Annotated in this window: 20 protein-coding genes; 11 read left to right on the forward strand and 9 right to left on the reverse strand. The window is 72.1% G+C overall.

All coding sequences use genetic code 11. The features are described 5' to 3' along the window. Positions 1–52: 52 nt before the first annotated feature. Complete coding sequence (cysC, locus tag AB0F98_RS06860) at positions 53–1,582, reverse strand: adenylyl-sulfate kinase (protein WP_357729833.1); 1,530 nt, start codon at positions 1,580–1,582, stop codon at positions 53–55. 216 nt (positions 1,583–1,798) lie between these two features. On the opposite strand from cysC, the gene AB0F98_RS06865 reads away from it, so the two are divergent. The 5 genes from AB0F98_RS06865 to AB0F98_RS06885 all read left to right on the forward strand — a co-directional run bounded on the left by AB0F98_RS06865 (position 1,799) and on the right by AB0F98_RS06885 (position 6,024). After that, positions 1,799–2,713: an ABC transporter ATP-binding protein gene (locus AB0F98_RS06865; protein ID WP_357729838.1), complete on the forward strand. Its 915-nt coding sequence runs from the start codon at positions 1,799–1,801 to the stop codon at positions 2,711–2,713. Then, complete coding sequence (locus AB0F98_RS06870; protein WP_357729841.1) at positions 2,706–3,587, forward strand: ABC transporter permease; 882 nt, start codon at positions 2,706–2,708, stop codon at positions 3,585–3,587. The genes AB0F98_RS06865 and AB0F98_RS06870 overlap by 8 nt, the downstream gene beginning before the upstream one ends. Continuing rightward, complete coding sequence (locus tag AB0F98_RS06875; protein ID WP_357729844.1) at positions 3,584–4,537, forward strand: ABC transporter ATP-binding protein; 954 nt, start codon at positions 3,584–3,586, stop codon at positions 4,535–4,537. Before AB0F98_RS06870 ends, AB0F98_RS06875 begins: the two co-directional genes overlap by 4 nt. Before the next feature lies 1 nt (position 4,538). Further along, positions 4,539–5,249 carry an ABC transporter permease gene (locus AB0F98_RS06880; protein ID WP_357729847.1) on the forward strand — a complete coding sequence of 237 codons (711 nt, stop codon included), beginning with the start codon at positions 4,539–4,541 and terminating at the stop codon, positions 5,247–5,249. A 127-nt stretch (positions 5,250–5,376) separates the two neighbouring features. Further along, a complete protein-coding gene (locus AB0F98_RS06885; RefSeq protein WP_357729850.1) occupies positions 5,377–6,024 on the forward strand; it encodes a hypothetical protein in 648 nt (215 codons plus the stop codon). 98 nt (positions 6,025–6,122) lie between these two features. Here AB0F98_RS06885 and valS read toward each other — a convergent pair whose 3' ends face one another. Beyond that, complete coding sequence (gene valS, locus AB0F98_RS06890) at positions 6,123–8,687, reverse strand: valine--tRNA ligase (RefSeq protein WP_357729853.1); 2,565 nt, start codon at positions 8,685–8,687, stop codon at positions 6,123–6,125. A 65-nt stretch (positions 8,688–8,752) separates the two neighbouring features. Here valS and AB0F98_RS06895 point away from each other — a divergent pair, with 65 nt between their 5' ends. Beyond that, positions 8,753–9,406, forward strand: a complete 654-nt coding sequence (locus AB0F98_RS06895; protein WP_357729857.1) for a nitroreductase family protein — start codon at positions 8,753–8,755, stop codon at positions 9,404–9,406. A gap of 9 nt (positions 9,407–9,415) precedes the next feature. On the opposite strand, the gene AB0F98_RS06900 is transcribed toward AB0F98_RS06895, so the two are convergent. The 6 genes from AB0F98_RS06900 to AB0F98_RS06925 all read right to left on the reverse strand — a co-directional run bounded on the left by AB0F98_RS06900 (position 9,416) and on the right by AB0F98_RS06925 (position 17,700). Further along, positions 9,416–11,248, reverse strand: coding sequence for an ABC transporter ATP-binding protein (locus AB0F98_RS06900; protein WP_357730883.1), 1,833 nt, complete (start codon positions 11,246–11,248; stop codon positions 9,416–9,418). A gap of 161 nt (positions 11,249–11,409) precedes the next feature. Continuing rightward, positions 11,410–13,311 carry an ABC transporter ATP-binding protein gene (locus AB0F98_RS06905; RefSeq protein ID WP_357729860.1) on the reverse strand — a complete coding sequence of 634 codons (1,902 nt, stop codon included), beginning with the start codon at positions 13,309–13,311 and terminating at the stop codon, positions 11,410–11,412. A gap of 37 nt (positions 13,312–13,348) precedes the next feature. Further along, the gene (locus AB0F98_RS06910; RefSeq protein WP_357729863.1) at positions 13,349–13,861 is read right to left on the reverse strand and encodes a methylated-DNA--[protein]-cysteine S-methyltransferase; all 513 of its coding nucleotides are present in this window, start codon (positions 13,859–13,861) and stop codon (positions 13,349–13,351) included. Further along, a complete protein-coding gene (locus AB0F98_RS06915; protein WP_357729866.1) occupies positions 13,858–15,381 on the reverse strand; it encodes an AlkA N-terminal domain-containing protein in 1,524 nt (507 codons plus the stop codon). Before AB0F98_RS06915 ends, AB0F98_RS06910 begins: the two co-directional genes overlap by 4 nt. Positions 15,382–15,475: 94 nt before the next feature. Next, positions 15,476–16,804 (reverse strand): FAD-dependent oxidoreductase, encoded by a 1,329-nt coding sequence (locus AB0F98_RS06920; RefSeq protein WP_357729869.1) that lies wholly within the window; start codon positions 16,802–16,804, stop codon positions 15,476–15,478. Next, on the reverse strand, positions 16,801–17,700 hold the full coding sequence (locus AB0F98_RS06925) for an LLM class flavin-dependent oxidoreductase (RefSeq protein ID WP_357729872.1): 900 nt from the start codon (positions 17,698–17,700) through the stop codon (positions 16,801–16,803). Before AB0F98_RS06925 ends, AB0F98_RS06920 begins: the two co-directional genes overlap by 4 nt. A 68-nt stretch (positions 17,701–17,768) precedes the next feature. On the opposite strand from AB0F98_RS06925, the gene AB0F98_RS06930 reads away from it, so the two are divergent. The 4 genes from AB0F98_RS06930 (at position 17,769) to ychF (ending at position 20,893) form a co-directional block, all read left to right on the forward strand. After that, positions 17,769–18,158: a helix-turn-helix domain-containing protein gene (locus AB0F98_RS06930; RefSeq protein ID WP_357729875.1), complete on the forward strand. Its 390-nt coding sequence runs from the start codon at positions 17,769–17,771 to the stop codon at positions 18,156–18,158. A gap of 139 nt (positions 18,159–18,297) precedes the next feature. After that, a complete protein-coding gene (locus AB0F98_RS06935; protein ID WP_357729878.1) occupies positions 18,298–18,810 on the forward strand; it encodes a hypothetical protein in 513 nt (170 codons plus the stop codon). Positions 18,811–18,946: 136 nt separating this feature from the next. Further along, a complete protein-coding gene (locus AB0F98_RS06940) occupies positions 18,947–19,684 on the forward strand; it encodes a peptidase E (RefSeq protein ID WP_357729881.1) in 738 nt (245 codons plus the stop codon). 123 nt (positions 19,685–19,807) lie between these two features. Then, positions 19,808–20,893: a redox-regulated ATPase YchF gene (gene ychF / locus AB0F98_RS06945; RefSeq protein ID WP_357729884.1), complete on the forward strand. Its 1,086-nt coding sequence runs from the start codon at positions 19,808–19,810 to the stop codon at positions 20,891–20,893. A 77-nt stretch (positions 20,894–20,970) separates the two neighbouring features. Here ychF and AB0F98_RS06950 read toward each other — a convergent pair whose 3' ends face one another. Beyond that, positions 20,971–21,360 (reverse strand): nuclear transport factor 2 family protein, encoded by a 390-nt coding sequence (locus tag AB0F98_RS06950; protein ID WP_357729887.1) that lies wholly within the window; start codon positions 21,358–21,360, stop codon positions 20,971–20,973. A gap of 80 nt (positions 21,361–21,440) precedes the next feature. On the opposite strand from AB0F98_RS06950, the gene AB0F98_RS06955 reads away from it, so the two are divergent. After that, complete coding sequence (locus AB0F98_RS06955; RefSeq protein ID WP_357729890.1) at positions 21,441–22,208, forward strand: helix-turn-helix transcriptional regulator; 768 nt, start codon at positions 21,441–21,443, stop codon at positions 22,206–22,208. Positions 22,209–22,472: the final 264 nt, after the last annotated feature.

A 22,472-nucleotide genomic window follows, 5' to 3' on the forward strand; every position in this document is an offset into this window, starting at 1 on the left:
CACCGGCCGGGCTCGCGCGGCCGACGCCGCACCCACGACGAATCCCCGGCGCTCAGAGCGGCGGATGCTTGGGTTCGACCCAGCCGGTCTCGGTGAGGTGGTGCAGCACCGCCTCAACCGCCTCGTCCACGGTTAGATCGCTGGTGTCAAGCACCAGATCGGCGTCGGTCGGCTCCTCGTACGGGTCGTCGACGCCGGTCATGCCGGTGACCAGGCCGGCGCGCGCCCGCGCGTACAAACCCTTGCGGTCACGCTGCTCGCAGACCTCCAGCGGGGTGGCGACGTGCACCAGCACGAAACCCGCCCCAGCGGCCAGCGCCATCTCCCGGGCGGTCGCCCGGGCGGCCGCGTACGGGGCGATCGGGCAGCAGATGGCGACCCCCCGGTGCCGGGCGATCTCGGCGGCGACCCAGCCGATCCGGCGTACGTTCAGGTTCCGGTCGGCCTTGGTGAACCCGAGCCCGGCGGAGAGCTCCCGGCGCACCACATCACCGTCGAGCAGGGTGACGGTCCGCTCGCCGCCCTCGCGCAGCGCGTCCGACAGGCCCCGGGCGATGGTCGACTTGCCCGAGCCGGACAGCCCGGTCAGGAAGACCACCAGCCCGCGGTACCGGCGCGCCGGACGGGCCCGGGCCAGCTCCCTGGCGACCGCGGGCGGCGTGTGCCACTCGGGCAGCGGGAAGCCCCGGTCCAACAGGTCGTCGATCTCCGCCTGGGTCAGCGCCAGCCGCCGGTTGCGCGGCGGGATGTCCTCCCGCCAGCGCCACTGCCCGTCCCGGCTGTCGTAGGCCAGCTCACGTGGCACCAGCACCCGCAGCCCGGCCCCGGGGAGCATGTCGCCGGTGGAGAGCAGGTGGGTCACCCCGTACGCGGCCGAGACCCGGGCCCGCAGCAGGGCCTCGCTGATCTCGTCGCGGCCGCGGGAGAGCGGTACGGCGACGAGAGTGGCCGGCGGCATCCGGTCGCGGGCGGCGAACACGGCGCGCACCAGCGACTCGGGCGGCAGCCCGCCGACCCCGTCCTCGCCGACAGGGATCAGGACGAGCAGGTGCGCACCGAGGGTGCGGGTGGCGTGCGCGATCTGGGCGAGCTGCGGGCGGTGCAGCGGCCGGTCGGCGATCACCCCGAGCACCCGGCCGGCAGGTAGCAGCGCGCGTACCTCCTCCGGGGCGCGGCGCAGCCGCTGGAACGGCCCGTGACCGCCGTCGCCCAGGCGGCGCAGGGAGCCGCCGACGCCGGCGACCCCATCGCGGACCGGCCACGTGTCGGCCACGTCCAGCGCCGCCACCGGGGCGCCCTCGCCGTCGGTGAGCACCAGTGCCCGGCGCGCCGGATCACGTGGATCGAGCCCCTGGGCGAGCGCCGCCGGCACCTGGAGGGTCACCGGGACCTGCCACGGGGTGTCGTCGGCGAGCCGCGCGCGCCGGCTCACGGAGACCAGGTCGGCGCGCGTCATGAAGCCGGTGAGGGGGGCGTACGCCCCGGTCAGCAGCAGCTCAAGGTCGGCCAGTTCCCCCGGGCGCGGCGTGTACGCCGGCGCGTCGCGGAGCACCTCGTCGGGCAGCACCCACCCGTTGCTCATCACACCCCCACTCGCTGATCGGCACACAGTTTCGCAGCAGACCCGCGATCGGTCGAGGGTGCCACTCCACGAGGGAACCTCAACGGCCGGCCGGTGGACGGCGTGCGCGGTTGCCTCAGGACCGCTCTCCTTAAGGGGGCACGCCCGCGAGGATCAGGGGAGGACCGGGGGCGAGGCGTCCCCCACGACCAGCGAAGCCTGCCTACGCTGGTCGGCGTGACACTGATCGCGACGGATTCGCTGACCAAGACGTACGGGGGTGGGGTGACGGCGCTGGCCGACCTCACCGTCGCGGTCGAGCCGGGGATCATCGGGTTGGTCGGCGCGAACGGCGCCGGCAAGTCGACCCTGATCAAGATCCTGCTCGGCCTGCTCACCCCGACCAGTGGTCGGGTCCGGGTGCTCGACCTGGACCCGACCACCGACTCGGCGGCCGTCCGTGCCCGGGTCGGATACATGCCGGAACACGACGCCCTCCCGCCGGACCTCACCGCCGCCGAGCTGGTCACCCATCTCGGGCGGATCAGCGGTCTGCCGCGTACGGTCGCCCGGGAGCGGGCCTCCGAGGCGCTGCGGCACGTCGGGCTCTACGAGGAGCGCTACCGGCCGGTCGGTGGTTACTCCACCGGCATGAAGCAACGCGTCAAGCTCGCTCAGGCGCTGGTGCACGATCCCGACCTGCTGCTGCTCGACGAGCCGACCAACGGCCTCGACCCGGCGGGACGGGACGCGATGCTGGCCCTGGTGCACCGGATCGGCACCGAGTTCGGCATCGCCGTTCTGGTCTGCTCGCACCTGCTCGGCGAGGTGGAACGGATCTGCGACACGCTGGTCGCCATCGACGGCGGACGGTTGCTGCGGGCCGACCGCATCTCGGCGATGACGTCGAGCACCGACGTGCTCGCCGTGGAGGTCAGCGAGGGCACCGAAGATCTCGCCGCGCGGCTGGCCGCGCTCCAGCTGCCGGTTACCCGCGACGGTCGGCTGCTGCTCGTCCCGCTCGCCGACGACGCCACCTACGATCTGATCCTCGGCGCGGTCGCCGAGCTGGACCTGCCGCTGCACCGGCTCGACCAGCGCCGGCACCGGGTGGCCGAGCTGTTCGCCACGAGGGAGCCCAGCCATGTCTGAGCCGACCGGCGTCATCCACGACATCGGCTACCAGCGCTACACCGGTCCGCGGCTGGGTCGCCGGCACGTCTTCGGCGCGCTCTACCTGCACGGCCTGCGCACCGCGTTCGGTCTGGGACGCAGCGCCAAGGCCAAGATCTTCCCGTGGCTGGTGATCGGCATCGTCACCCTGGTCGCCGCCGGCGTCACCGCGGTGCGCAGCCAGATCGGCGAGGTGGTGATGACCTACGCCCAGTTCGCCGACAACATGAGCTGGCTGGTCATCTTCTTCGTCGCGGTGGTCGCCCCCGAGCTGGTCTCCCGCGATCTGCACAGCGGCGTGCTGCCGCTCTACTTCTCCCGCCCGCTGCCCCGCGCCGACTACGCCCTGGCCAAGCTGGCCGCGCTGGGCAGCGCGCTCTGGCTGCTGCTCGGGGCACCGCAGCTGGTGATGTTCCTGGGTGCCGCGTTCACCACCAAGGACGGGATGAGCGGTGTCTGGGACGAGTTGCTCGACCTGCTGCCCGGCCTGCTCTACGCCGCGCTGTGGGCGGTGGTCTTCGCCTCGGTCGGGCTGCTCATCGCCTCGCTCACCGGCAAACGAGCCTTCGCGGCCGGCGGCGTCGTGGCCGTGTTCCTGATGACCGCCCCGATCGTCGGCATCCTGTCGATCATGCCGTCCCGCACGGTCAACGAGTTGGCGATGCTCGGCTCGCCCACCGCCCTGGTCCATGCCGTCGGCCAATACACCCTCGGTGACCTGCTGATACCCGGCGGGCAGACCGGAAATCAAATCGGCGGCTTCGGGCCGGTCTACGTGGCCGCCGCCGTGCTGCTGGTGGCCGCCTGCGTCGCCCTTCTGTTCATGCGATACCGGAAGGTGGCCGCCCGATGACCACGATCAGCGCGGAGCCGGCGGCCCCGGCCACCCCCACCTCCACCCTCGACCTGGACGGCGTCTCCCGCTGGTACGGGAACGTGGTCGCCGTAAACGACGTGAGCATGAGCCTCGGGCCGGGCGTCACCGGACTGCTCGGTCCGAACGGTGCGGGCAAGACCACCCTGCTGCACATGATGGCCGGTTTCCTGGCCCCGTCCCGCGGCACGGTCGCGCTCGACGGGGAGCCCACCTGGCGTAACCCCGCCGTCTACCGCCGGCTCGGTCTGGTCAGCGAGCGGGAGGCGGTGCACACGTTCCTCACCGCGTACGAGTTCGTGCTGGCCAGCGCGAAGCTGCACCGGCTGCCCGACCCGAAGGAGGCGGCCCGCCGGGCCATCGCGCTGGTCGAGATGGAGGGCGCGCAGGAGCGGCGGATCGGCACGTACTCCAAGGGCATGCGGCAGCGGACGAGGGTGGCCGCGGCGCTGGTCCACGACCCGCAGGTGCTGCTGCTCGACGAGCCGTTCAACGGGATGGACCCGCGCCAGCGGCTGCACATGATGGAGCTGCTGCACCGCCTCGGCGACGCCGGCCGGACCATCCTGTTCAGCTCGCACATCCTGGAAGAGGTCGAGCAGGTCTCCGGCACCGTCCAGGTGATGGTCGCCGGCCGCCTCGCCGCCTCCGGCGACTTCCGCACGATCCGCCGGTTGATGACCAACCGTCCGCACGTCTTCACGGTGCACTCCACCGACGACCGGGCGTTGGCCGTCGCGCTGATGGCCGAGCCCTCCGTCACCGGGGTCGAACTGGGCCGCACCGGCCTGACCGTGCGGGCCGGCGACTACGGCGCCTTCACCCGGGCACTGCCCCGGATCGCCCTGGCGAAGAGCATCCGGGTCCGGCAACTGGTGCCCGAGGACGAATCCCTGGAGAGCGTCTTCTCCTACCTGGTGGAGGCCTGAGATGTCGACAGTTTCCTGGATAACCGCCCGGGGCCTCTTCGGCCGCCGCCGGTTCCTGATGCTCTTCCCACTTCCCGTCGTGCTGGTGCTACTCGCCGTGCTCTCCCGCTCACTCGGGGTGGACCCGGGCGAGTGGGGACCGCCGGTGCTGGTCGGCCTCGGGTTGGCCGTGGTGCTGCCGGTCGTCGCGCTGATCGTCGGCACCGGCGTGCTCGGCGCGGAGATCGACGACGGCACCGTCGTGCACATCCTCACGAAGCCGCTTCCGCGCTGGCAGATCGTGCTGCCGAAGCTCGCGGTGGCGACCGGCGTCACCGCGGCCACCGTCGCCGTGCCGCTCTACGTCGCGGGCGTGCTGGCCCACTCGGTACGCCTCGGTCTGGCGCTCGCCGTGGCCGGGTGCCTCGGGGCGTTGGCGTACTCGGCGCTGTTCCTGGCGCTCAGCCTGCTCACCCGGCGGCCGGTGCTGCTCGGCCTGGTCTACGTCCTGATCTGGGAGGGGCTGCTCGGCAACTTCGTGAGCGGCACGAAGGTGCTGTCGATCCAGCAGTACGTGATCGCCCTCGCCGACCGACTGGCACCGACCAGCCTGCTGGAGACGACCGTCTCGGTGCCGGTGGCGGCGGTGATGACCGCACTGGTGAGCATCGGCTTCACCGTCCTGGCGATCGACCGGCTGCGTTCGTTCAGCGTGGCGGGCGAAACCAGCTGACATCTACGGCTCGGAAACGGGGGCCCCTGTCGACGCTTCGCGTACGGCAGGGGCCCCTGTTAACCGGTCTCCCGAAGGTAGGGCTGGCTGGATGGACCGGGCCGGACCGGTCGGCGAGGCTTGACGGGTGAGCGCAGAAGTGGGACAGGTCATGGCGGGGCGGCCCGGCACGGAGACCGGGCGGCACTGGCTGGTGAGCCTCGTGGTCGCCGGCCTGGCCGCCGCGGTGACCACCACGCTGGCCCGGAGCAGCGGGCACTTCAACTGGTGGGCGCTTTTCGTGCTGATCCCCGGCGCGCTCATAGCGGCGTGCGGCGGGCCGTTGCTGGCCCGGGGCGGCGGGCGGGCGTTCGCCGGCTACGTGGTCGGCTGTGCCGGCGTGCTGGTCTTCGCCACCGGCGCGCTGCTCATGTTCGGCGTCATGGGACGGGGCTGGCCTGTCATGATCATGGTGCCGTGCCTGGCGGTCGCCGGCACCTACGTGTGGCGGCCGGCGCATCCGCTGGCCCGAGGTCTGCACCGGGCCGTGGCACTGCTCGCGCTGACCGGGGCCCTGCTCGGAGCGACCTTCCAGCTGCTCCGCGTCCACCTCGTGGACTTCGGCGACGCCGGCTGGTGGGGCGCGTTCCTGATGCTGGCCGGGGTGATCGTGCTCGGCAACGCGGCCGAGTTGACCCGGCACCGGATGCCGTACCGGCTCCAGGCGATCACCCTGCTGGTCGGCCCGGCCGCAGTCGCCTTCCTCCTGGGCCTCCGCTTCCTCCGTACCTGGTAACCCACCCCCCCCGTCCGGGGAAGGCCACTCTTTCGGGCAAAGGGTGGCCTTCCGCGCGCGAATGGCCACCCTTTGCGCGAAAGTGCGGGCAGGGGTCGTCAGAAGGCGGACGCGATCACCAGCTCCGTCGTGCGGTCGGGGAGGAGGTCCAGCTTGGTGATCCGGCCGGCCGCCCGTAGGTCGTCGGAGACCAAGGTGAGTTTCTGCAACAGGGCGGCCGGACCGAGCGCCTCGGCGAGCGGCACCTCGGCCCGCATCGAGAGCTTCCGCTCCGACTTGGCCCGGCGCACCTGGCTGAGCGCCTCCCCGGCGATCCGGAGCAGCTCCGGATCCCCCTCGCCCTCGATCGCCCGGCCCACCTCGTACGTCGTCGGCCACGGCGCGCGGTGCACCGAGCCGTACCGCCACCACGACCAGACCTCCTCGGTGACGAACGGCAACACCGGCGCGAAGAGCCGCAACTGCACCGAGAGAGCGGTGGCCAGCGCCGCCCGGGCCGAGTCGGCCCCCGACCCGGAGCCGTAGGCGCGCTCCTTGACCAGTTCGATGTAGTCGTCGCAGAAGCGCCAGAAGAACGACTCGGTCGCCAGCAGCGCGGCGGTGTGGTCGTACGCCTCGAGGGCGGTCGTCGCGGCCGTGACCACACCGGAGAGTTCGGCGAGCATGGCACGATCCAGCGGCTCGGTGGCGGCGGCGCGCAGCGCGTCGCCGGCACCCAGCCCGAGGGCGAACTTCGACGCGTTGAGCACCTTGGTCGCCAGCCGGCGGCCGATCTTGATTTGGGCCGGGTCGAACGCCAGGTCCATGCCGGGCTTACCGCTGGCCGCCCAGTACCGCACCGCGTCGGAGCCACTCTGCTCCAGCAGCGCCATCGGGGTCACCACGTTCCCCTTGGACTTGGACATCTTCTTCCGGTCGGGGTCGAGGATCCAGCCGGACAGTTCCGCGTCCCGCCACGGGAGCACACCGTGCTCCAGATGCGAGCGGACGACGGTGGAGAAGAGCCAGGTGCGGATGATGTCGTGCCCCTGCGGTCGCAGGTCCATCGGGAACACCCGGTCGAACAGGTCCGGGTCGGTCTCCCAGCCGCCGACGATCTGCGGGCTGAGGGACGAGGTTGCCCAGGTGTCCAGCACGTCCGGGTCACCGACGAAACCGCCGGGCCGACCGCGCTGGGACTCGTCGTATCCGGCCGGCGCGTCGCTGGAAGGGTCAACAGGCAGCGCGGACTCGTCCGGCGTGAGAGGCTGGGACCGGTCCGGCTCGCCAGCGTCGTCGAGCCGGTACCACACCGGCACCGGCACGCCGAAGAAGCGCTGCCGGCTGACCAGCCAGTCGCCGGTCAGCCCGCCCAGCCAGTGGTCGTAACGGTGCCGCATGTGCTCCGGCACCCAGCGCAGCTCCCGGCCACGGGCGAGCAGTTCCTCGCGCAGCTGCAGGTCGCGTCCGCCGTTGCGCAGGTACCACTGCCGGGTGGAGACGATCTCCAGTGGCCGGTCACCCCGCTCGTAGAACTTCACCGGATGGGTGATGGGGCGTGGCTCGCCGACCAGGTCACCCGCATCGGCCAGCATCCCGACGAGCTCACGGCGGGCGCCGTTGACGGTCTGCCCGGCCAACGCCGCGTACGGCTGTGCCGGCACGCCGGCCGGCGGTTCCGGCAGCAGCCGGCCGTCCCGCCCGATCACCACGCGGGTGTCCAGTTGCAGATCCCGCCACCAGGTCACGTCGTTGAGGTCGCCGAACGTGCAGACCATCACCATGCCGGTGCCCTTGGCCGGGTCGGCGAGCGAATGCGCGTGCACCGGCACCTCGACCCCGAACAGCGGGCTGCGCACGGTGGTGCCCACCAGATCGGCGTACCGCTCGTCGTCCGGGTGGCAGACCAGCGCCACGCAGGCCGGCAGCAACTCCGGCCGGGTCGTGTCGATCAGCACCTCGCGCCCGCCCGGGCCGGTGAACCGTAGCCGGTGGTACGCGCCGGGGCGTTCCCGGTCCTCCAGCTCGGCCTGCGCCACGGCGGTGGCGAAGCCCACGTCCCAGAGCGTCGGCGCCTCCGCCTGGTACGCCTCGCCGCGGGCCAGGTTGCGCAGGAACGCCCGCTGGCTGGTGGCGCGCGCCATCCGGCCGATCGTGGTGTACGTCAACGACCAGTCCACCGACAGTCCGAGCCGCCGCCACAGCGCCTCGAAGATCTGCTCGTCGGCGACCGTGAGTCGTTCGCAGAGCTCGATGAAGTTACGCCGCGAGATCGGGGTGGGGTTCTTCCGGGCCTCGTCCGTCACGGGAGTGGCCGGCGGACGCCAGGCGGGGTCGTACGGCAGCTCCGGGTCGCACCACACGCCGTAGACGTTCTGCACCCGGCGCTCGGTGGGCAGGCCGTTGTCGTCCCAGCCCATCGGGTAGAACACGGCCTTGCCGCGCATCCGCTGGAACCGGGCGATCGTGTCCGTGTGCGTGTACGAGAAGACGTGCCCCATGTGCAGTTCGCCCGATACGGTGGGCGGTGGCGTGTCGATGGAGTACACGTCGGACCGCTGCTTCGCCCGGTCGAACGCGTACGTGCCCTCCTCCTGCCAGCGGCGCGCCCACGTCTCCTCGATGCCGTCCAGGGTCGGACGCTCGGGGACGCCGGTGCGCGCCGTACTCCCCGTATCAGTCATCCTGCGATCGTAGGCAGCCGCCAACGGCCGGACCACGCGGTTGACGGCGTGACACGATGCAATTCGTGCCGACGCTTCCGCTGAGCCCCGACGAGTTGCTCACCACCACCCGTACGGTCCGTCGCCGGCTGGACCTCACCCGTCCGGTGCCGATGGAGCTGGTCCGGGAGTGCCTGGAGATCGCGTTGCAGGCGCCCAGCGGCTCCAACCGGCAGGGGTGGCACTTCGTGCTGGTCACCGATCCGATGCTGCGGGCCGAGATCGGCCTGCTCTACCAGCGAGCGGTGCGCGCGTACCTCGACTCGGAGTCCTCGGCGGGCCGGCTCTTCGCGGACGACCCGGCCCGAGCGGCGGTGCAGCGCCGGGTGACCGAGAGTGTGGAGTGGCTCGGCGACCGCATGGGGCAGGTGCCGGTGTTGCTGGTGCCGTGCCTGCGGTTGTCCGGCGGCGGCGAGCTCACCGCCGGCAACCAGGCCGGGCTGTGGGGATCGGTGCTGCCGGCGGTGTGGAGCTACATGCTCGCCGCGCGGGCGCGCGGCCTCGGCACCGCCTGGACCACCCTGCACCTGGTGTACGAGGCGGAGGTGGCCGAGCTGCTCGGTCTTCCCGAGGAGGTACGTCAGGCGGCGCTGGTTCCGACCGCCTGGTACACCGGTGAGGGCTTCCGGCCGGCGACCCGGCAGCCGCTGGACGAGGTGCTGCACGTCGACCGCTGGTAGCCCTCCCGGTCAGCGGAGAGAGTCCTGCCACTGCCGGCGCAGGGCGGCGTACCGACCGCCCGCTTGGGCGAGCCGATCGGGCGGGCCGTCCTCGACGATCCGTCCGCCGTCGAGCACGAGCACCCGGTCGGCGATCTCCACGGTGGAGAGCCGGTGCGCGATGACCAGCGCCGTCCGGTCCCGCAGGATCGTGCCGAGGGCCCGCTGTACGAGCCGTTCCGTCGGCACGTCCAGTGACGAGGTCGCCTCGTCGAGCACCAGTACGGCCGGATCGGCCAGGAAGGCCCGGGCGAACGCGACCAGCTGTCGCTGCCCGGCGGAGAGCCGCCCGCCGCGCCGGTGCACCTGGGTGGCGTACCCGTCGGGCAGGGCGGCGATGAAGTCGTGTGCTCCGACCGCGCGCGCGGCCGCCCGCACGGCGTCGTCGTCGGCGTCCGGGCGGCCGAACCTGATGTTCTCCTCGACGGTGCCGGTGAACAGGTGGTTCTCCTGGGTCACCAGGACCACGGCCCGGCGCAGGTCGGCGTCGGCCACCTCGCGGAGGTCGACGCCGTCCAGGCTGACCGTGCCGGTGACCGGGTCGTAGAACCGGGCGACCAGCTTGGCGATCGTCGACTTGCCGGCGCCGGTCGGCCCGATCAGGGCGACGGTCTGCCCGGCCGGCACGATCAGCTCCAGGTCGGTGAGGATGGCCGCGCCGGGGCGGTAGCCGAAGGAGACCGCACGGAACGTCAGCTCACCGTGGCCGGGGCCGGACGGCAGCGGCACCGGTGTGGCCGGCTCGGCGACGGTCGGCCGCTCGGCGAGCACGCCGGCGAGCTTCTCCAACGCCGCCGTGGCGGACTGCAACGAGTTGTAGAACTGGCTGAGTTCCTGCATCGGCTCGAAGAAGCGCCGGAGGTAGAGCAGGAACGCGGCGAGCACGCCGATCTCGGTCTGCCCGCCGAGCACCCGCCAGCCGCCGTAGCAGAGCACCGCCGCCACCGTCACGTTGCCGATCACCTTGATGCCCGGTGAGTACGTGGCGATCAGCCGGAAGGTGCGCAGGCTCGACCGGCGGTACTCGTCGCTGAGCGCGACGAAGATGCGCTGGTTGCGCGGCTCGCGGCGGTAGGCCTGGACGGCACGGATGCCGTGCATCGACTCGATGAAGTGGACGATGACGAGGGCCACCGCCTCGCGGGTCCGCCGGTACGCCCCGGCCGAGGCGCGCGCGAACCAGCGGGACAGCCAGAACAGGAACGGGAAGGCGAGCAGCGTCACGGCGGCCAGCGGAAGGTCGAGCCAGAGCAGGATGGCGGCCACGGAGACGATGGAGAGCACGGCGAGCACGAGGCTGTCGATGCCACCGTCGGCCAGCTCGGCGATCGAGTCCAGGTCGCTGGTGAGCCGGGAGACCATCCGGCCGGACGTGTACCGCTCGTGGAAGGCCACCGACAGGCGCAGGAAGTGCGCGTACACGCGTTGGCGGAGGTCGAGCAGGACGGCCTGGCCGATCCGTGCCGAGAGGGTGAGGAAGCCGCGGCGGGCCGCGTACTCGGTCAGCGCCGCCGCCCCGAACGCACCGGCCACGGCGACCAGCGGTCGGGGGTCGCCCGCCCGCAGGGGCGCGATGCCCCGATCGATACCGAGCATGACGAGGTACGGCCCGGCCATCGCGGCGCCGTTCTGGGCGAGCAGCAGCGCCACCGCCGCGGCGAGGCGACCGCGGTGCGGGCGCAGCAGGTCCGCCAGGAGCACGCGACTCTGTACGCGTAGCCGGGCGAGCGCTGCCGGCGTGTTCTCCTCGGCGCGGCTGCGGTCGGCGTCCGGGTCGGTGGCCTGCCCGCGCCACCGGGTCAGTTCGGGCTCATCGCTGTCGGCCGGTGCCGCCCCGGCCGCCTCGGTTGGCGCGCCAGCGCCGGGCGGTGGGGATTCCCGTGCAGCCGGTGGCAGTCCCGCCGGCGCGGGCGGACGGCGGGCCCGCGGCCGCCACCGGCCGCCCCGGCCGGCCACTTTGATCGTCACGACCGCACCAACCCGCTCCCGTCCGGCGTACCACCGGGAAGTGGCGCGCTGCTTCCCGGCGACGCGTCCGCGGTCGGCGGTTTCCCCGCGTCCGCCGGCCCGGCGGGCTGCGCGATGTGCGGGGGTTCGGCGGAGAGCAGGGTGCGGTACGCGGGCACGGTGGCGAGCAGCTCGGAGTGCCGGCCGACCGCGGTGACGCGACCGTCCTCGATGAGCGCCACCCGATCGGCCAGCGCGATGGTCGACGGCCGGTGTACGACGAGCAGCGCGGTGCAGTCGCGCAGCACCCGCTTCAGGGCCGCTTCCACCAGCGCCTCGGTCTGCACGTCGAGTGCCGAGAGCGGGTCGTCGAGGACGAGCAGCGCGGGGCGGCCCAGCACCGCGCGGGCCAGCGCCAGTCGCTGCCGCTGCCCGCCGGAGAGGGAGAGCCCCTGTTCGCCGACCCTGGTGCCGAGCCCCCACGGCAGGTCGTCCGCGAAGTCGGCCTGGGCGAGCGCGAGCGCGGCCCGGATCTCCTCCTCACCGGCGTCCGGGCGGCCCAGGGTGAGGTTCTCCCGGACCGACATGGAGAAGAGGATGGGCTCCTCGAACGCCACCCCGACGAGCCGGCGCAGCGAGTCGAGCCGCAACTCGCGCAGGTCGTGCCCGTCCAGGGTGATCCGTCCACCGGTCACGTCGTGCAGCCGCGGCACCAGCGAGAGCAGCGTGCTCTTGCCGCAGCCGGTCGCGCCGACCAGGGCGAGCGTCTCGCCCGGCTCGACGGTCAGGTCGATGTCCCGCAGCAGCGGCGCCGACGCGCCCGGGTAGGCGAACGACACGTGCTCGAAGCTCAGCCGACCGCGTACGGCCGAGCGGGGCAGCGCGATGGCGCCGGGCGAGTCGACGATCCGCGGGGGAGTGTCGAGCACCTCCTGGACGCGGTCCGCGGCGGTCGCCGCCTCCTGACCGTTCGCGATGATCCAGCCCAGTGACTGCACCGGCCAGATGAGCATGAGCTGGAGGCTCACGAACGCGACCAGCTCGCCGATCGTCAGTACGCCTCGGGCGGCGGCGGCCGCCCCGGCGGCCAGCACCACACCCAGGGTCAGGTTCGGCACCAGGTCGAGCAGGGCCGAGGTGCGGGCCAGCAGCCGACCCTTACCGACCCCGGTGTCGTGCAGGGTGCGGGCGGCGACCCCGAACCGGGAGGCCAGTTGCGGCCCCCGCCCGTACGCCCGCATGGTGCGCAGACCCTGTGCGGTCTCCTCGACCAGGGTGGCCACGTCGCCCTGCTGGTCCTGCATCCGCCGGGACGCGGCATGGTACTGCCGGGCGAACCGGCGCGTGATCAGGAACAGCGGCACCGCGCTGGCGGCCACCAGCAGCCCCAACGCCGGGTGCAGGCGGATCAGCAGCACCACCACGACCGCGTAGGTCAGCACGTTGAGCACGAGGAACAGCAGGCCGAAGGAGAGGAACCGCCGGATCACCGACAGGTCGCTGGTGATCCGGGAGAGCAACTGGCCGGAGTGCCACCGGTCGTGGAAGCTCGCCGGCAGCCGTTGCAGGTGGGCGTAGAGGTCGGCCCGCAGCGCCGCCTCCATGCCGACGGCGGAGGAGGACTGCACCCAGCGGCGGATGAAGATGAGCACCGCCTCGGCCAGCCCCAGCAGCAGCGCCAGAGCGCCGAGCTGGAGCAGACCGACCGGGTCCCGCCGGGCCACCGGCCCGTCCACGACCTGCTGCACCACGAGCGGTACGGCGATGCCCGCCCCGGTGGCGGCCAACGCCGCGGGCAGCACCCAGGCGAACTCGGTCGCGTACGGGCGCAGGTAGCGGCGCAGCCGCCAGAGGTTGTGCACCGGGTGGGGGCCCGCGGCGACCCGGGCGGGCGGGTCGCCGTTGCGCTCCGCAAGCACTACCCGACGGTAGCGTCAACTGCGCTCCGCGCCGGTGTCAGCTTGCCGTCAACCGCCGCTCATGACCGAGAAGCCACTTCTTCACGTCGAGCCCCCAGCGGTAGCCGCCGAGGGTCCCGTCGGTACGCAGCACCCGGTGGCAGGGCACGAACAGCGCGGCCGCGTTGCGGGCGCAGGCCGCTGCGGCGGCACGTACCGCCAGCGGCCGTCCGGCGAGCCCGGCGAATCCGGTGTACGTGACCGGCTCGCCCGGCTTCACGTCGCGCAGCACCTGCCAGGCGTGCGTCAGGAACTCGCCGCCGGTGCGTTGCTCGACGGGCACCGCGTCGATCGCGGTCAGGTCACCGTCGAGATAGGAACGGACGGCCGTGGTCACCGGGCCGAGGTCGGCCCGGTGTCGGAGCGGCGCTCGTAGCGCCGGGTGGACGAGTGGCAGCAGGGCCTCGGGGGTGTCGGTGAAACCGGCCGCCCGAACCGCTCCGTCCGGGCCGGCCAGGATGCTCAGCGGGCCGGCCGGGGTGGCCAGCACACTCGTGTCTACAGTGGTCATATCGCTCTCCAGAGTCTGATCACCGCGTAGGACCGCCAGGGTCGCCAGCGGTCCGCGTACGCGGCCAGGGTCTTCGGGTCGTCGGGCAGGCCCCGCGCGGCCGCGCCGCGCCGGACGGCCAGGTCGGTGGGGAGCAGGACGTCCGGGTCGCCGAGCGCACGCATCGCGACGTATCCGGCGGTCCAGGGACCGACTCCGGGGAGCGCCATCAGCCGGCGGACGGTCTCCTCCCGGTCGCCGCCGGGCGCGAGTTCGAGCTCGCCCTCGGCCACCGCCCGGGCCAGCCCCCGGATCGTCTCCCGCCGCCCCGCCGGCATCCGGAACGCCGAGTCCGGCAACCCCGCCACCGCTTCCGCCCCCGGAAATCCCCGCAACCCGTACCCGGCCGGCCGGAATCCGGCTTGATCATGAAGTTGTCGTCGCGACACGCCGTCGTCCGAGGCGACAACTTCATGATCACCGGAGGTTGGCGGCGGGGGTTCGGCGACGGCGTGGGCCAGGAGGCGGGTCAGGGTCGTACGGGCGGCCGACACCGAGACCTGCTGGCCGACGATCGCGCGTACCGCCATCTCGAAGCCGTCCACCGAGCGGGGCAGCCGGATGCCCGGCTCGGCCGCGACGGCGGCGGCGAACGCCGGGTCAGCGCCGAGCGTGCCGTCCACGGCCTCCGGGTCCGCGTCCAGGTCCAGCAGGCGGCGGCAGCGGGCCACCGCCGGGGACAGGTCACGCATGTCGGTCAGGCGCAGCACCGCCGACACGAAACCGTCCGCCGGCGTCAGCGCCACCTCGCCCGAGCCGTGCGGCAACCGCAGCCCCCGGTGGTACGTCCCGTCCCGGACCTCCTCGACGCCGGGCAGCGCACGCAGCGCGAGGAAGTCCAGCAACGCGGTGGCGTGCAGCGGCGGGCGGTACGCGAGCCGGAGCGTGATCGTCCCCGCGCCGCCCGCGACGCGCCGCTGGCCGCGGGCCCGGCGCAGCTCCGTCGGTGCTACGCCGTAGACCTCCCGGACGGTGTCGTTGAACTGCCGTACGCTGCCGAACCCCGCCGCGAACGCGACGTCGGCCATGCCGAGCCCGGTCGTCTCGATCAGGATCCGGGCGGTCTGCGCCCGCTGCGCCCGGGCCAGCGCGAGCGGTCCCGCCCCGACCTCGGCGTGCAGCATCCGGTGCAGGTGCCGTTCGGTGTAGCCGAGCCGCGTGGCCAGCCCCGGCACACCCTCCCGGTCGACCACCCCGTCCGCGATCAGCCGCATGGCCCGGCCGACCACGTCGGCGCGGACGTCCCACTGCGGTGAGCCGGGCGCGGCGTCGGGCCGGCAGCGGCGGCAGGCGCGCAGTCCCGCACCCTGCGCCGCCGCCGCGGACGGGAAGAACCGGACGTTCTGCCGCTTCGGCGTGGTGGCCGGGCAGGATGGCCGGCAGTAGATCCCGGTCGACGTCACGCCGGTGTAGAACCAGCCGTCGAATCGCTGGTCACGGCTGTCGACCGCCCGGTAGCACCGCTCGAAGTCCAACTCCACGCCACCGATGATGCCCCCAACCGGCGGATACCGGCTGGCGGGAATCGGACGTGGCCGTACCGCCGATCAGCCGCAGGGCCGCGCGGGGCCGTCGTCAGCGGCTGCGGTCGGTCGTGCGGTCCCGCCGTCCGCCCAGCAGCGCGGGGCGGAACACGCCGTCCGGGTCGTACCTCCGCCACAGTTCCGCCACTCGTCGGCCGGTCTCGCCGGGGTAGATCCGGTCGAACGCGGCCCGGTCCGGCCGGCTCTCGAAGTTGACGTACGCGCCGTCGGAGCGCGCCGCGACCCCACGCCAGGCGGCGTTCAGCGCGGGTCCGCCCTGCGGCGGGAAGACCGAGCCGACGGCCAGGGTGTCCTGGTGCCGGTGCGGGTACGCGGTCGCCATCGGGGCGACATCGTTGATCGCGCCGCCCACCGATCGCAACTGCACCAGCGCCCGCTGCGGGCCGCTCGCGGCCCGCATGATCGCCCGGGCGGCGGCGTCGTCCATGGTGAGCAGGCTGTTGGTGGTCAGGTTCGCCTGCTGCCCGACGTTCGCGTGCAGATGGCTGGTCGGCACCAGGGCCGGGTAGGGCACGAGATCGGTGCGCTGGTCGAGCAGCCGGCCGATGGCGAGCAGCGGTTCGAGGATCGGGCGCGCCCGGCGCAGGCTCTCGACGGCCACCACCGCGGTGATCTGCATGACGACCGAGCGGCCGTACGGGAAGAGCACGGCGGCACTGCTCAGCTCCCGGGGAGCCAGCGCCATGTACTCCGCCCACTGCCGTACCGGCGCGCCGTCCGGGGTGGCCTCGACGGCGAGCTGCGCCAGCCCGACGTTACGGATCTCCTCAGCCTCGATCTCGAACGCCACCACGACGCCGGCCCCCGCCCCGGCGCCGCGAACGACCCAGAACAGTTCGGGCTCGTGCTCGGCGTCCGCGCGGATCAGCGTCCCGTCCGCGAGCACCACCTCCACCGCCCTGACCCGGTCGATGGTCAGCCCGAACCGGCGGACCAGCCAGCCGACGCCGCCGCCGGTGGCGAGCCCGCCCACGCCGACGTTGCCGTGGTCGCCCGAGCTGATCGCCAGGCCGTACGGGGCCAGCGTCTTCGCCACCTCGGCCCAGCGGGCGCCGGCCTCGACCCGGACCAGCCGGGACCGCTCGTCGAGCACTTCGACCCGGTTCAGGGCGGAGAGGTCGATCACCAGGCCGCCGTCGTTGGACGAGGTGCCGGCGAGGCCGTGTCCACCGCTGCGCACCGCCACGGGCAGCCCCCGTTCGCGGGCGTACCGGACGGCGTCGACCACCTGCCGCGAGGTCTGCGGCAGCAGGACCTCGGCGGGGGAGTGTCTGGTGGTGTACGTCGAGCGCAACGTCGCGTACCGGCGGTCGCCGGGTGTGACGAGCCTGCCGCTCAGTGACTCGGGAAGGGTGATCATCGCTGCTCCCTGATCTCGCGTACCTGCTCACGGACGGCCGGGACCACCCGGTCGGCGAACGCACGCAGTTGCGAGCGCGGCGACGTGGTCGGCCAGAAGATGAACGTGTCGAAGCCGAGGTCGACCGCCCACCGGGTCAGGGTGTCGACCCAGAGCTGGGCGTCGCCGACGAGGCCGGTGCCGCCGCCGTTCGGGCCGATCGCGCCGATGACGTTGTAGATACGGCGGATCTCGGTCGGGGCGCGGCCGGCGGCGCGGGCGGCGTCGTCGATGATCTGTTGCCGGGCCGGTACCTCGGCCGGTGGCACGTAGATGTTGAGTGGCGAGATCCAACCGTCGGCGTACCGGCCGGCGACCTTCAGCATGCGGGGCCGCTGGCCGCCCAGCCAGAGCGGTACCGGTGTGGGTGGTACCGGCCCGCCCTGGTACCCCTCGACGGTGTGCTGCTCACCGAGGTACTGGACGGTGTCCCCGGCCAATGCCCGGCGCATGATCTGCAGCCCTTCCGCGGTGTACGTGATCGTCTCCGCGCCGCTGCGCCGGGGGCCGCCCATGGCCGCGACGGCGTCCGAGCTGGGGCCGCCGCCGACGCCGAGGACGACTCGGCCGCCGGTGAGCACGCTCAGCGACGCGCCGGCCTTGGCGAGCATGGTCGGCGGGCGCAGTTGCAGGTCGGCCACGTCGGTGAGGAACGAGACCCGGTCGGTCTCGGCGGCGAGGTGGCTGATCAGTGTCCAGGTGTCGAGGTAGCCGGGCTGGTAGGCGTGGTCCTGTACGGCCAGGTACGTCAAGCCGCTCTCGGCGGCGGCGCGGGCCAGATGTCGTGTTTCGGGCAGTTTTTCGCTCGACGGGTCGAGGCTCAGTCCGAAGGTGATCGGTTGTCGGTAGTCGGTCATGGAACCAAGCGTGGGGACCGACCGCCGGGTGGGCAAACCCGAGGTTAGTTACTAACATTTGGTAAGTGATGAGTGCAGAGGTCGCCGCCCTGCGGCGGTACCAGAACATCGACGACTCCGGTTGCCGAGTCTTCCAGGACTCCCTCGAGCTGGTCGGCCGGCGGTGGACCGGGGCGATCCTGCTGGCCGGGATGCGTGGCGCGCGCCGGTTCGGGGAGTACCGGGCCGCCGTGACCGGCATCTCCGACCGGCTGCTCGCCCAACGACTCAAGGAACTCGAATCCGACGGCCTGATCGAGCGAACGGTGATTCCGTCCTCGCCGGTCCAGATCCGCTACGCCCCCACCGCCGACGGTCAGGAGCTGATGTCGCTGCTCCAGCCGTTGATCGACTGGAGCCATCGGCGGCTACGCGCCCCACACGCCCAGGCCGGCGCGGGAAAGCAGACGAGCGTCTGAAGCTCGACTCGGGCGGCGTTGCTGCCGGTCGACGCACCCCTGCGACGTCCGGGTCCGTCTGGGTGGTTCCGCCCGCGCCGTCGAAAGTGTCGGTAGTGGAAGGTACGGTCCGGCCACCAACTCAAGAAGGGGTACGGCGATGGCGAGCGTGGCGGGTCCGGAAGCGACGCGGAGCGACCACCCTCCGCTGGACCGGGCCGTGCTCCAGGGCTTCTACCGCCGGATGCGTGCCGTGGCGCCGGCTGCCCTCGGCGCGATCGAGCGGGACCGCGCCGACGACCCCGCCCGCCCCTTCGCCGACACCGCCTGCGGCCGGCTGGCGCGCTCCCTCGATCACGACGGGCTGCGGGCGCTCGGCATGTGGGTGCACCACTGGTGCATGCGCTTCTACGACGACGACACCCGGCCCGGCCTGCGCCTCGTCCGGGAGATCGCCGAGCGGTTCGGGTTGGGCTGGACGGTGGACGAGGTGCGCTGGATGCTGCGCGAGTCGCGGGTGGCCGGCCCGTCGGCCGAGGCCCGGTTCACCCTTCCGCTCGCCGCGCTTCGCGAGCTGGCGCCCGGGCAGCTCTCGGCCGCCGAGCTGACCCTGGCGGGTTGTCCCGTCGGCGAGCCGTCGGTGATCGTGCCCCGCCAACTGCGCCGCTCCTGACCGGCATGGCGGTGCACCGGCCGGCCGTGGGCAGCGGTGGTCAGCACCCCGACCCGGTGCCCACCGGGTCGCCGCCCCGATGACGGCTGGGGCAGGATGGTCGGCGGGGCCGCCGCCCGCGACGGAAAGGACCACCGTGCCTGCCAGCGAACCGACCATCCTCGCCACGAGCATGGGCTTCTTCAGCCGCCGCCGGGGGCCTTACGACCTGCGGCCGGGGCCGATCTTCGAGCTCGCCGCGGAGCTGGCCCAGGCCGGCCCGGAACCGCGCATCTGCTACCTGGGGCAGGCGGTCGGCGACCAGCCCACCACGTTCACCGCGCTCTACGGTGCCTTCGCGGGCACCCGGTTCCGCATGTCGCACCTGGCGCTCTTCCCGATGCCGAACGTCGACGACATCCGCACCCACCTGCTCGCCCAGGACGTCATCTGGGTCGGCGGCGGCAGCGTTGCCAACCTGGTCGCGGTCTGGCGGGTGCACGGCCTCGACGAGATCCTGCACGAGTGCTGGCAGGCCGGGGTGGTGCTGGGCGGGGTGTCCGCCGGCTCGATCTGCTGGCACAAGGGCGGTGCCACCGACAGCTTCGGGCCGCAGTTGCGGGCGTACACCGACGGGCTCGGCTGGCTGCCGTACGGCAACGGCGTGCACTACGACAGCGAGGAGCAGCGCCGCCCCCTGATCCATCGGCTGGTCGGCGACGGCACGCTGCCCGTCTCGCACTGCACGGACGACGGCGTCGGCCTCGTCTACCGGGGCGACAAGCTGGTCGAGGCGGTCGCGGACCGGGCGGACGTCTCGGCGTACGAGGTCAGCCGCGCCGCGGACGGCACCGTATCGGAGACTGTCATCACCCCGCGCCTGCTCCAGGCCTGAGCGACCGGGGCGTGGCAGTTCCGGCGTCCCTGCTCGCCGAAGAAGCCTCGGTCTGACGACCCGCCGCGCGAACACCGCACCGCGTTCCCGAGGGCGGAGGTCGTCGGCGTAAGCTGGCTCGTCGTGAGTCTCACCATCGGCATCGTCGGCCTGCCCAACGTCGGCAAGAGCACCCTGTTCAATGCGCTGACCAAGAACGACGTGCTCGCGGCGAACTACCCGTTCGCCACGATCGAGCCCAACGTCGGCGTTGTCGGGTTGCCCGACGAGCGGCTGCACAAGCTCGCCGAGATCTTCAGCTCGCAGAAGGTGCTGCCCGCGCCGGTGTCGTTCGTCGACATCGCCGGCCTGGTGCGCGGCGCCTCGAAGGGGCAGGGGCGGGGCAACGCGTTCCTCGCGAACATCCGGGACGCCTCGGCGATCTGCCAGGTGGTCCGCGCCTTCTCCGACCCGAACGTGGTGCACGTCGACGGCAAGGTGTCCCCGGCCGACGACATCGAGACGATCAACACCGAGCTGATCCTGGCCGACATCCAGACGCTGGAGAAGGCGGTGCCGCGGCTGGAGAAGGAGGCCAAGCTCCGCAAGGACCGCGCGGCCGCGCTGACCGCCGCGAAGAAGGCCGTCGAGCTGCTGGACACCGGCGTCACCCTGTACGCGGGCGCCAAGGAAGCCGGCGTCGAGCTGGAGCACCTTCGGGAGCTGCACCTGCTCACCACGAAGCCGTTCCTCTACGTCTTCAATGTCGACGAGGCCGAGCTCGGCAACGCCGAGTTCCTCGACGAGATGCGTGCGCTCGTCGCCCCGGCGGAGGCGATCTTCATGGACGCCAAGATCGAGTCGGAGCTGGTGGACCTGCCGGAGGACGAGGCCCGCGAGCTGCTCGAGTCGATCGGGCAGAACGAGCCGGGCCTGGACCAGTTGGTCCGGGTCGGGTTCCGCACGCTCGGGCTCCAGACGTACCTCACGGCCGGTCCCAAGGAGGCGCGGGCCTGGACCGTCCCGATCGGTGCGACCGCGCCGGAGGCCGCCGGTGTGATCCACTCCGACTTCCAGCGCGGCTTCATCAAGGCCGAGGTGGTCTCCTACGACGACCTGGTCGCGGCCGGGAGCATGGCCGCCGCCAAGGCGGCCGGCAAGGTCCGGATCGAGGGCAAGGAGTACGTCATGCAGGACGGCGACGTCGTGGAGTTCCGCTTCAACGTCTAGGCGGACCACGTTTTCCCACAATCACGGCAGGAATGGACCTGGCCTGGCGTTCGGCGAGGTGTGCGCCGTACGCACGGTCAGGGATGAGCTGATTCCCACCACACCAGATTGGCGGCCACCTGGGCCACCGGCTCGATGATCTCCCACCCTTCGGTGATCAGCCCATCCTCGATTCGCCAGATGTCGACGACCGCGATCTCTGGTCGTGCATCGGGAAGCCAGCGCCGCGAGTACACCACGACGTGATCACCGTCGGCCAGCACCTGATGGATCTCGACCTGCATGCCGACGAGCGGCACCAGCGCAGCGCGGACGGCGGCGAGCCATTCCCCCTTGGTCGATGTGGTTGAACCCGGCCTGTGGTGGACGAAGTCATCACTCAGGAACTGTGCGAGTGCATCAACGTCACCTGTCTCGATCAGCCCTGCCAGCGCCCGTTGGACGATGCTCTTGTTCTCCATGGTCATGGACGCAGTGTTTCCGTGGCCGCTTCGGTTGTCGATGAACTCGGATTTCATGGCGTCCGGCTCACCGATGCGTACGCTTCATGATCGTGTACACGGTCGGGGAACTTCTGCGGCAGTGGCGGCAACGCCGGGGACTCAGCCAACTGGACCTCGCGATCGCTGCGGACGTCTCGGCCCGTCACGTCAGCCTGGTCGAGACGGGAAAATCCAAGCCGAGCGTCGACATGATCCTCCGACTCGCGGACCAGCTCCACGTGCCGCTACGTGATCGCAACCGGCTCTTGCTCGCCGGGGGCTTCGCACCCCGCTACGCCGAGCGTCCGCTCGACGACAATGCACTGTCGGCCGTCCACGATGCGATCCGCAGGGTGCTCCGCGCGCACGAGCCGTATCCAGCGGTGGTCTTCGATCGCCGCTGGAACATCGTGATGACCAATCGCGCTGTCGACCCGTTCTTCGCACAGGTGGCTCCCGACCTGCTGCGGCCGCCGGTCAACCTGGTGCGGCTGGGACTGGACCCGCGCGGGTTCGCTCGCATGGTCGTCAACCTGGCCGACGTGCGCGCGGTGTTCCGCACCCGGATCTCACGCCAGCTCGCCACTGCTCCCGACCCTGAACTCACCGCGCTCTACGAGGAACTGCTGGCGCCCGAACCCGACGATGCCTCGAATCAATGGATCGACACCGACGTCGTGATCCCGATGATCCTTCGCGTCGGCGAACGAGAGCTGCGACTGTTCTCGACCATCACGACATTCGGCACCCCGATGGACATCACGATCGACGAGGTCGCGATCGAGTCCTACTACCCCGCAGACGCCGAGAGCGCCGCCTATTTCACGCAGTAGCGCGGTGCACGTTCCGGTTAGGAGTAGGGAGGCACCCACCCGCCGAACCCAAGGTCGTCAATGCGGTCGCTGCGGAGCATGTCGGTGTCGACGGCCTCCAACTCGTCAGCGACGTCTACCCACAGCTGCGTCACGGACTCCCACCGCGTGTCGTGCCCTGGTGGTCCCGGGAGAACTCCACAAGGCACGCTTCAGGGCGATGGACGTGGGGTATGGGCTTGAGAACTCAGGGATCAGACTTGCACTTGGTAGGCCGATACCGTG

Origin of the sequence: Micromonospora sp. NPDC023737 (genome assembly GCF_040639715.1) — a bacterium.
In the GTDB taxonomy this organism is placed as follows: domain Bacteria; phylum Actinomycetota; class Actinomycetes; order Mycobacteriales; family Micromonosporaceae; genus Micromonospora.

Excerpts from the sequence above, each read along its gene's own strand:
- cysC (WP_357729833.1), bottom strand. The coding sequence starts at position 1,582 with ATGAGCAACGGGTGGGTGCTGCCCGACGAGGTGCTCCGCGACGCGCCG.
- AB0F98_RS06870 (WP_357729841.1), top strand. The coding sequence starts at position 2,706 with ATGTCTGAGCCGACCGGCGTCATCCACGACATCGGCTACCAGCGCTAC.
- AB0F98_RS06875 (WP_357729844.1), top strand. The coding sequence starts at position 3,584 with ATGACCACGATCAGCGCGGAGCCGGCGGCCCCGGCCACCCCCACCTCC.
- AB0F98_RS06880 (WP_357729847.1), top strand. The coding sequence starts at position 4,539 with ATGTCGACAGTTTCCTGGATAACCGCCCGGGGCCTCTTCGGCCGCCGC.
- valS (WP_357729853.1), bottom strand. The coding sequence starts at position 8,687 with ATGACTGATACGGGGAGTACGGCGCGCACCGGCGTCCCCGAGCGTCCG.
- AB0F98_RS06910 (WP_357729863.1), bottom strand. The coding sequence starts at position 13,861 with ATGACCACTGTAGACACGAGTGTGCTGGCCACCCCGGCCGGCCCGCTG.
- AB0F98_RS06920 (WP_357729869.1), bottom strand. The coding sequence starts at position 16,804 with ATGATCACCCTTCCCGAGTCACTGAGCGGCAGGCTCGTCACACCCGGC.
- AB0F98_RS06925 (WP_357729872.1), bottom strand. The coding sequence starts at position 17,700 with ATGACCGACTACCGACAACCGATCACCTTCGGACTGAGCCTCGACCCG.
- AB0F98_RS06930 (WP_357729875.1), top strand. The coding sequence starts at position 17,769 with ATGAGTGCAGAGGTCGCCGCCCTGCGGCGGTACCAGAACATCGACGAC.
- AB0F98_RS06935 (WP_357729878.1), top strand. The coding sequence starts at position 18,298 with ATGGCGAGCGTGGCGGGTCCGGAAGCGACGCGGAGCGACCACCCTCCG.
- AB0F98_RS06950 (WP_357729887.1), bottom strand. The coding sequence starts at position 21,360 with ATGACCATGGAGAACAAGAGCATCGTCCAACGGGCGCTGGCAGGGCTG.
- AB0F98_RS06955 (WP_357729890.1), top strand. The coding sequence starts at position 21,441 with ATGATCGTGTACACGGTCGGGGAACTTCTGCGGCAGTGGCGGCAACGC.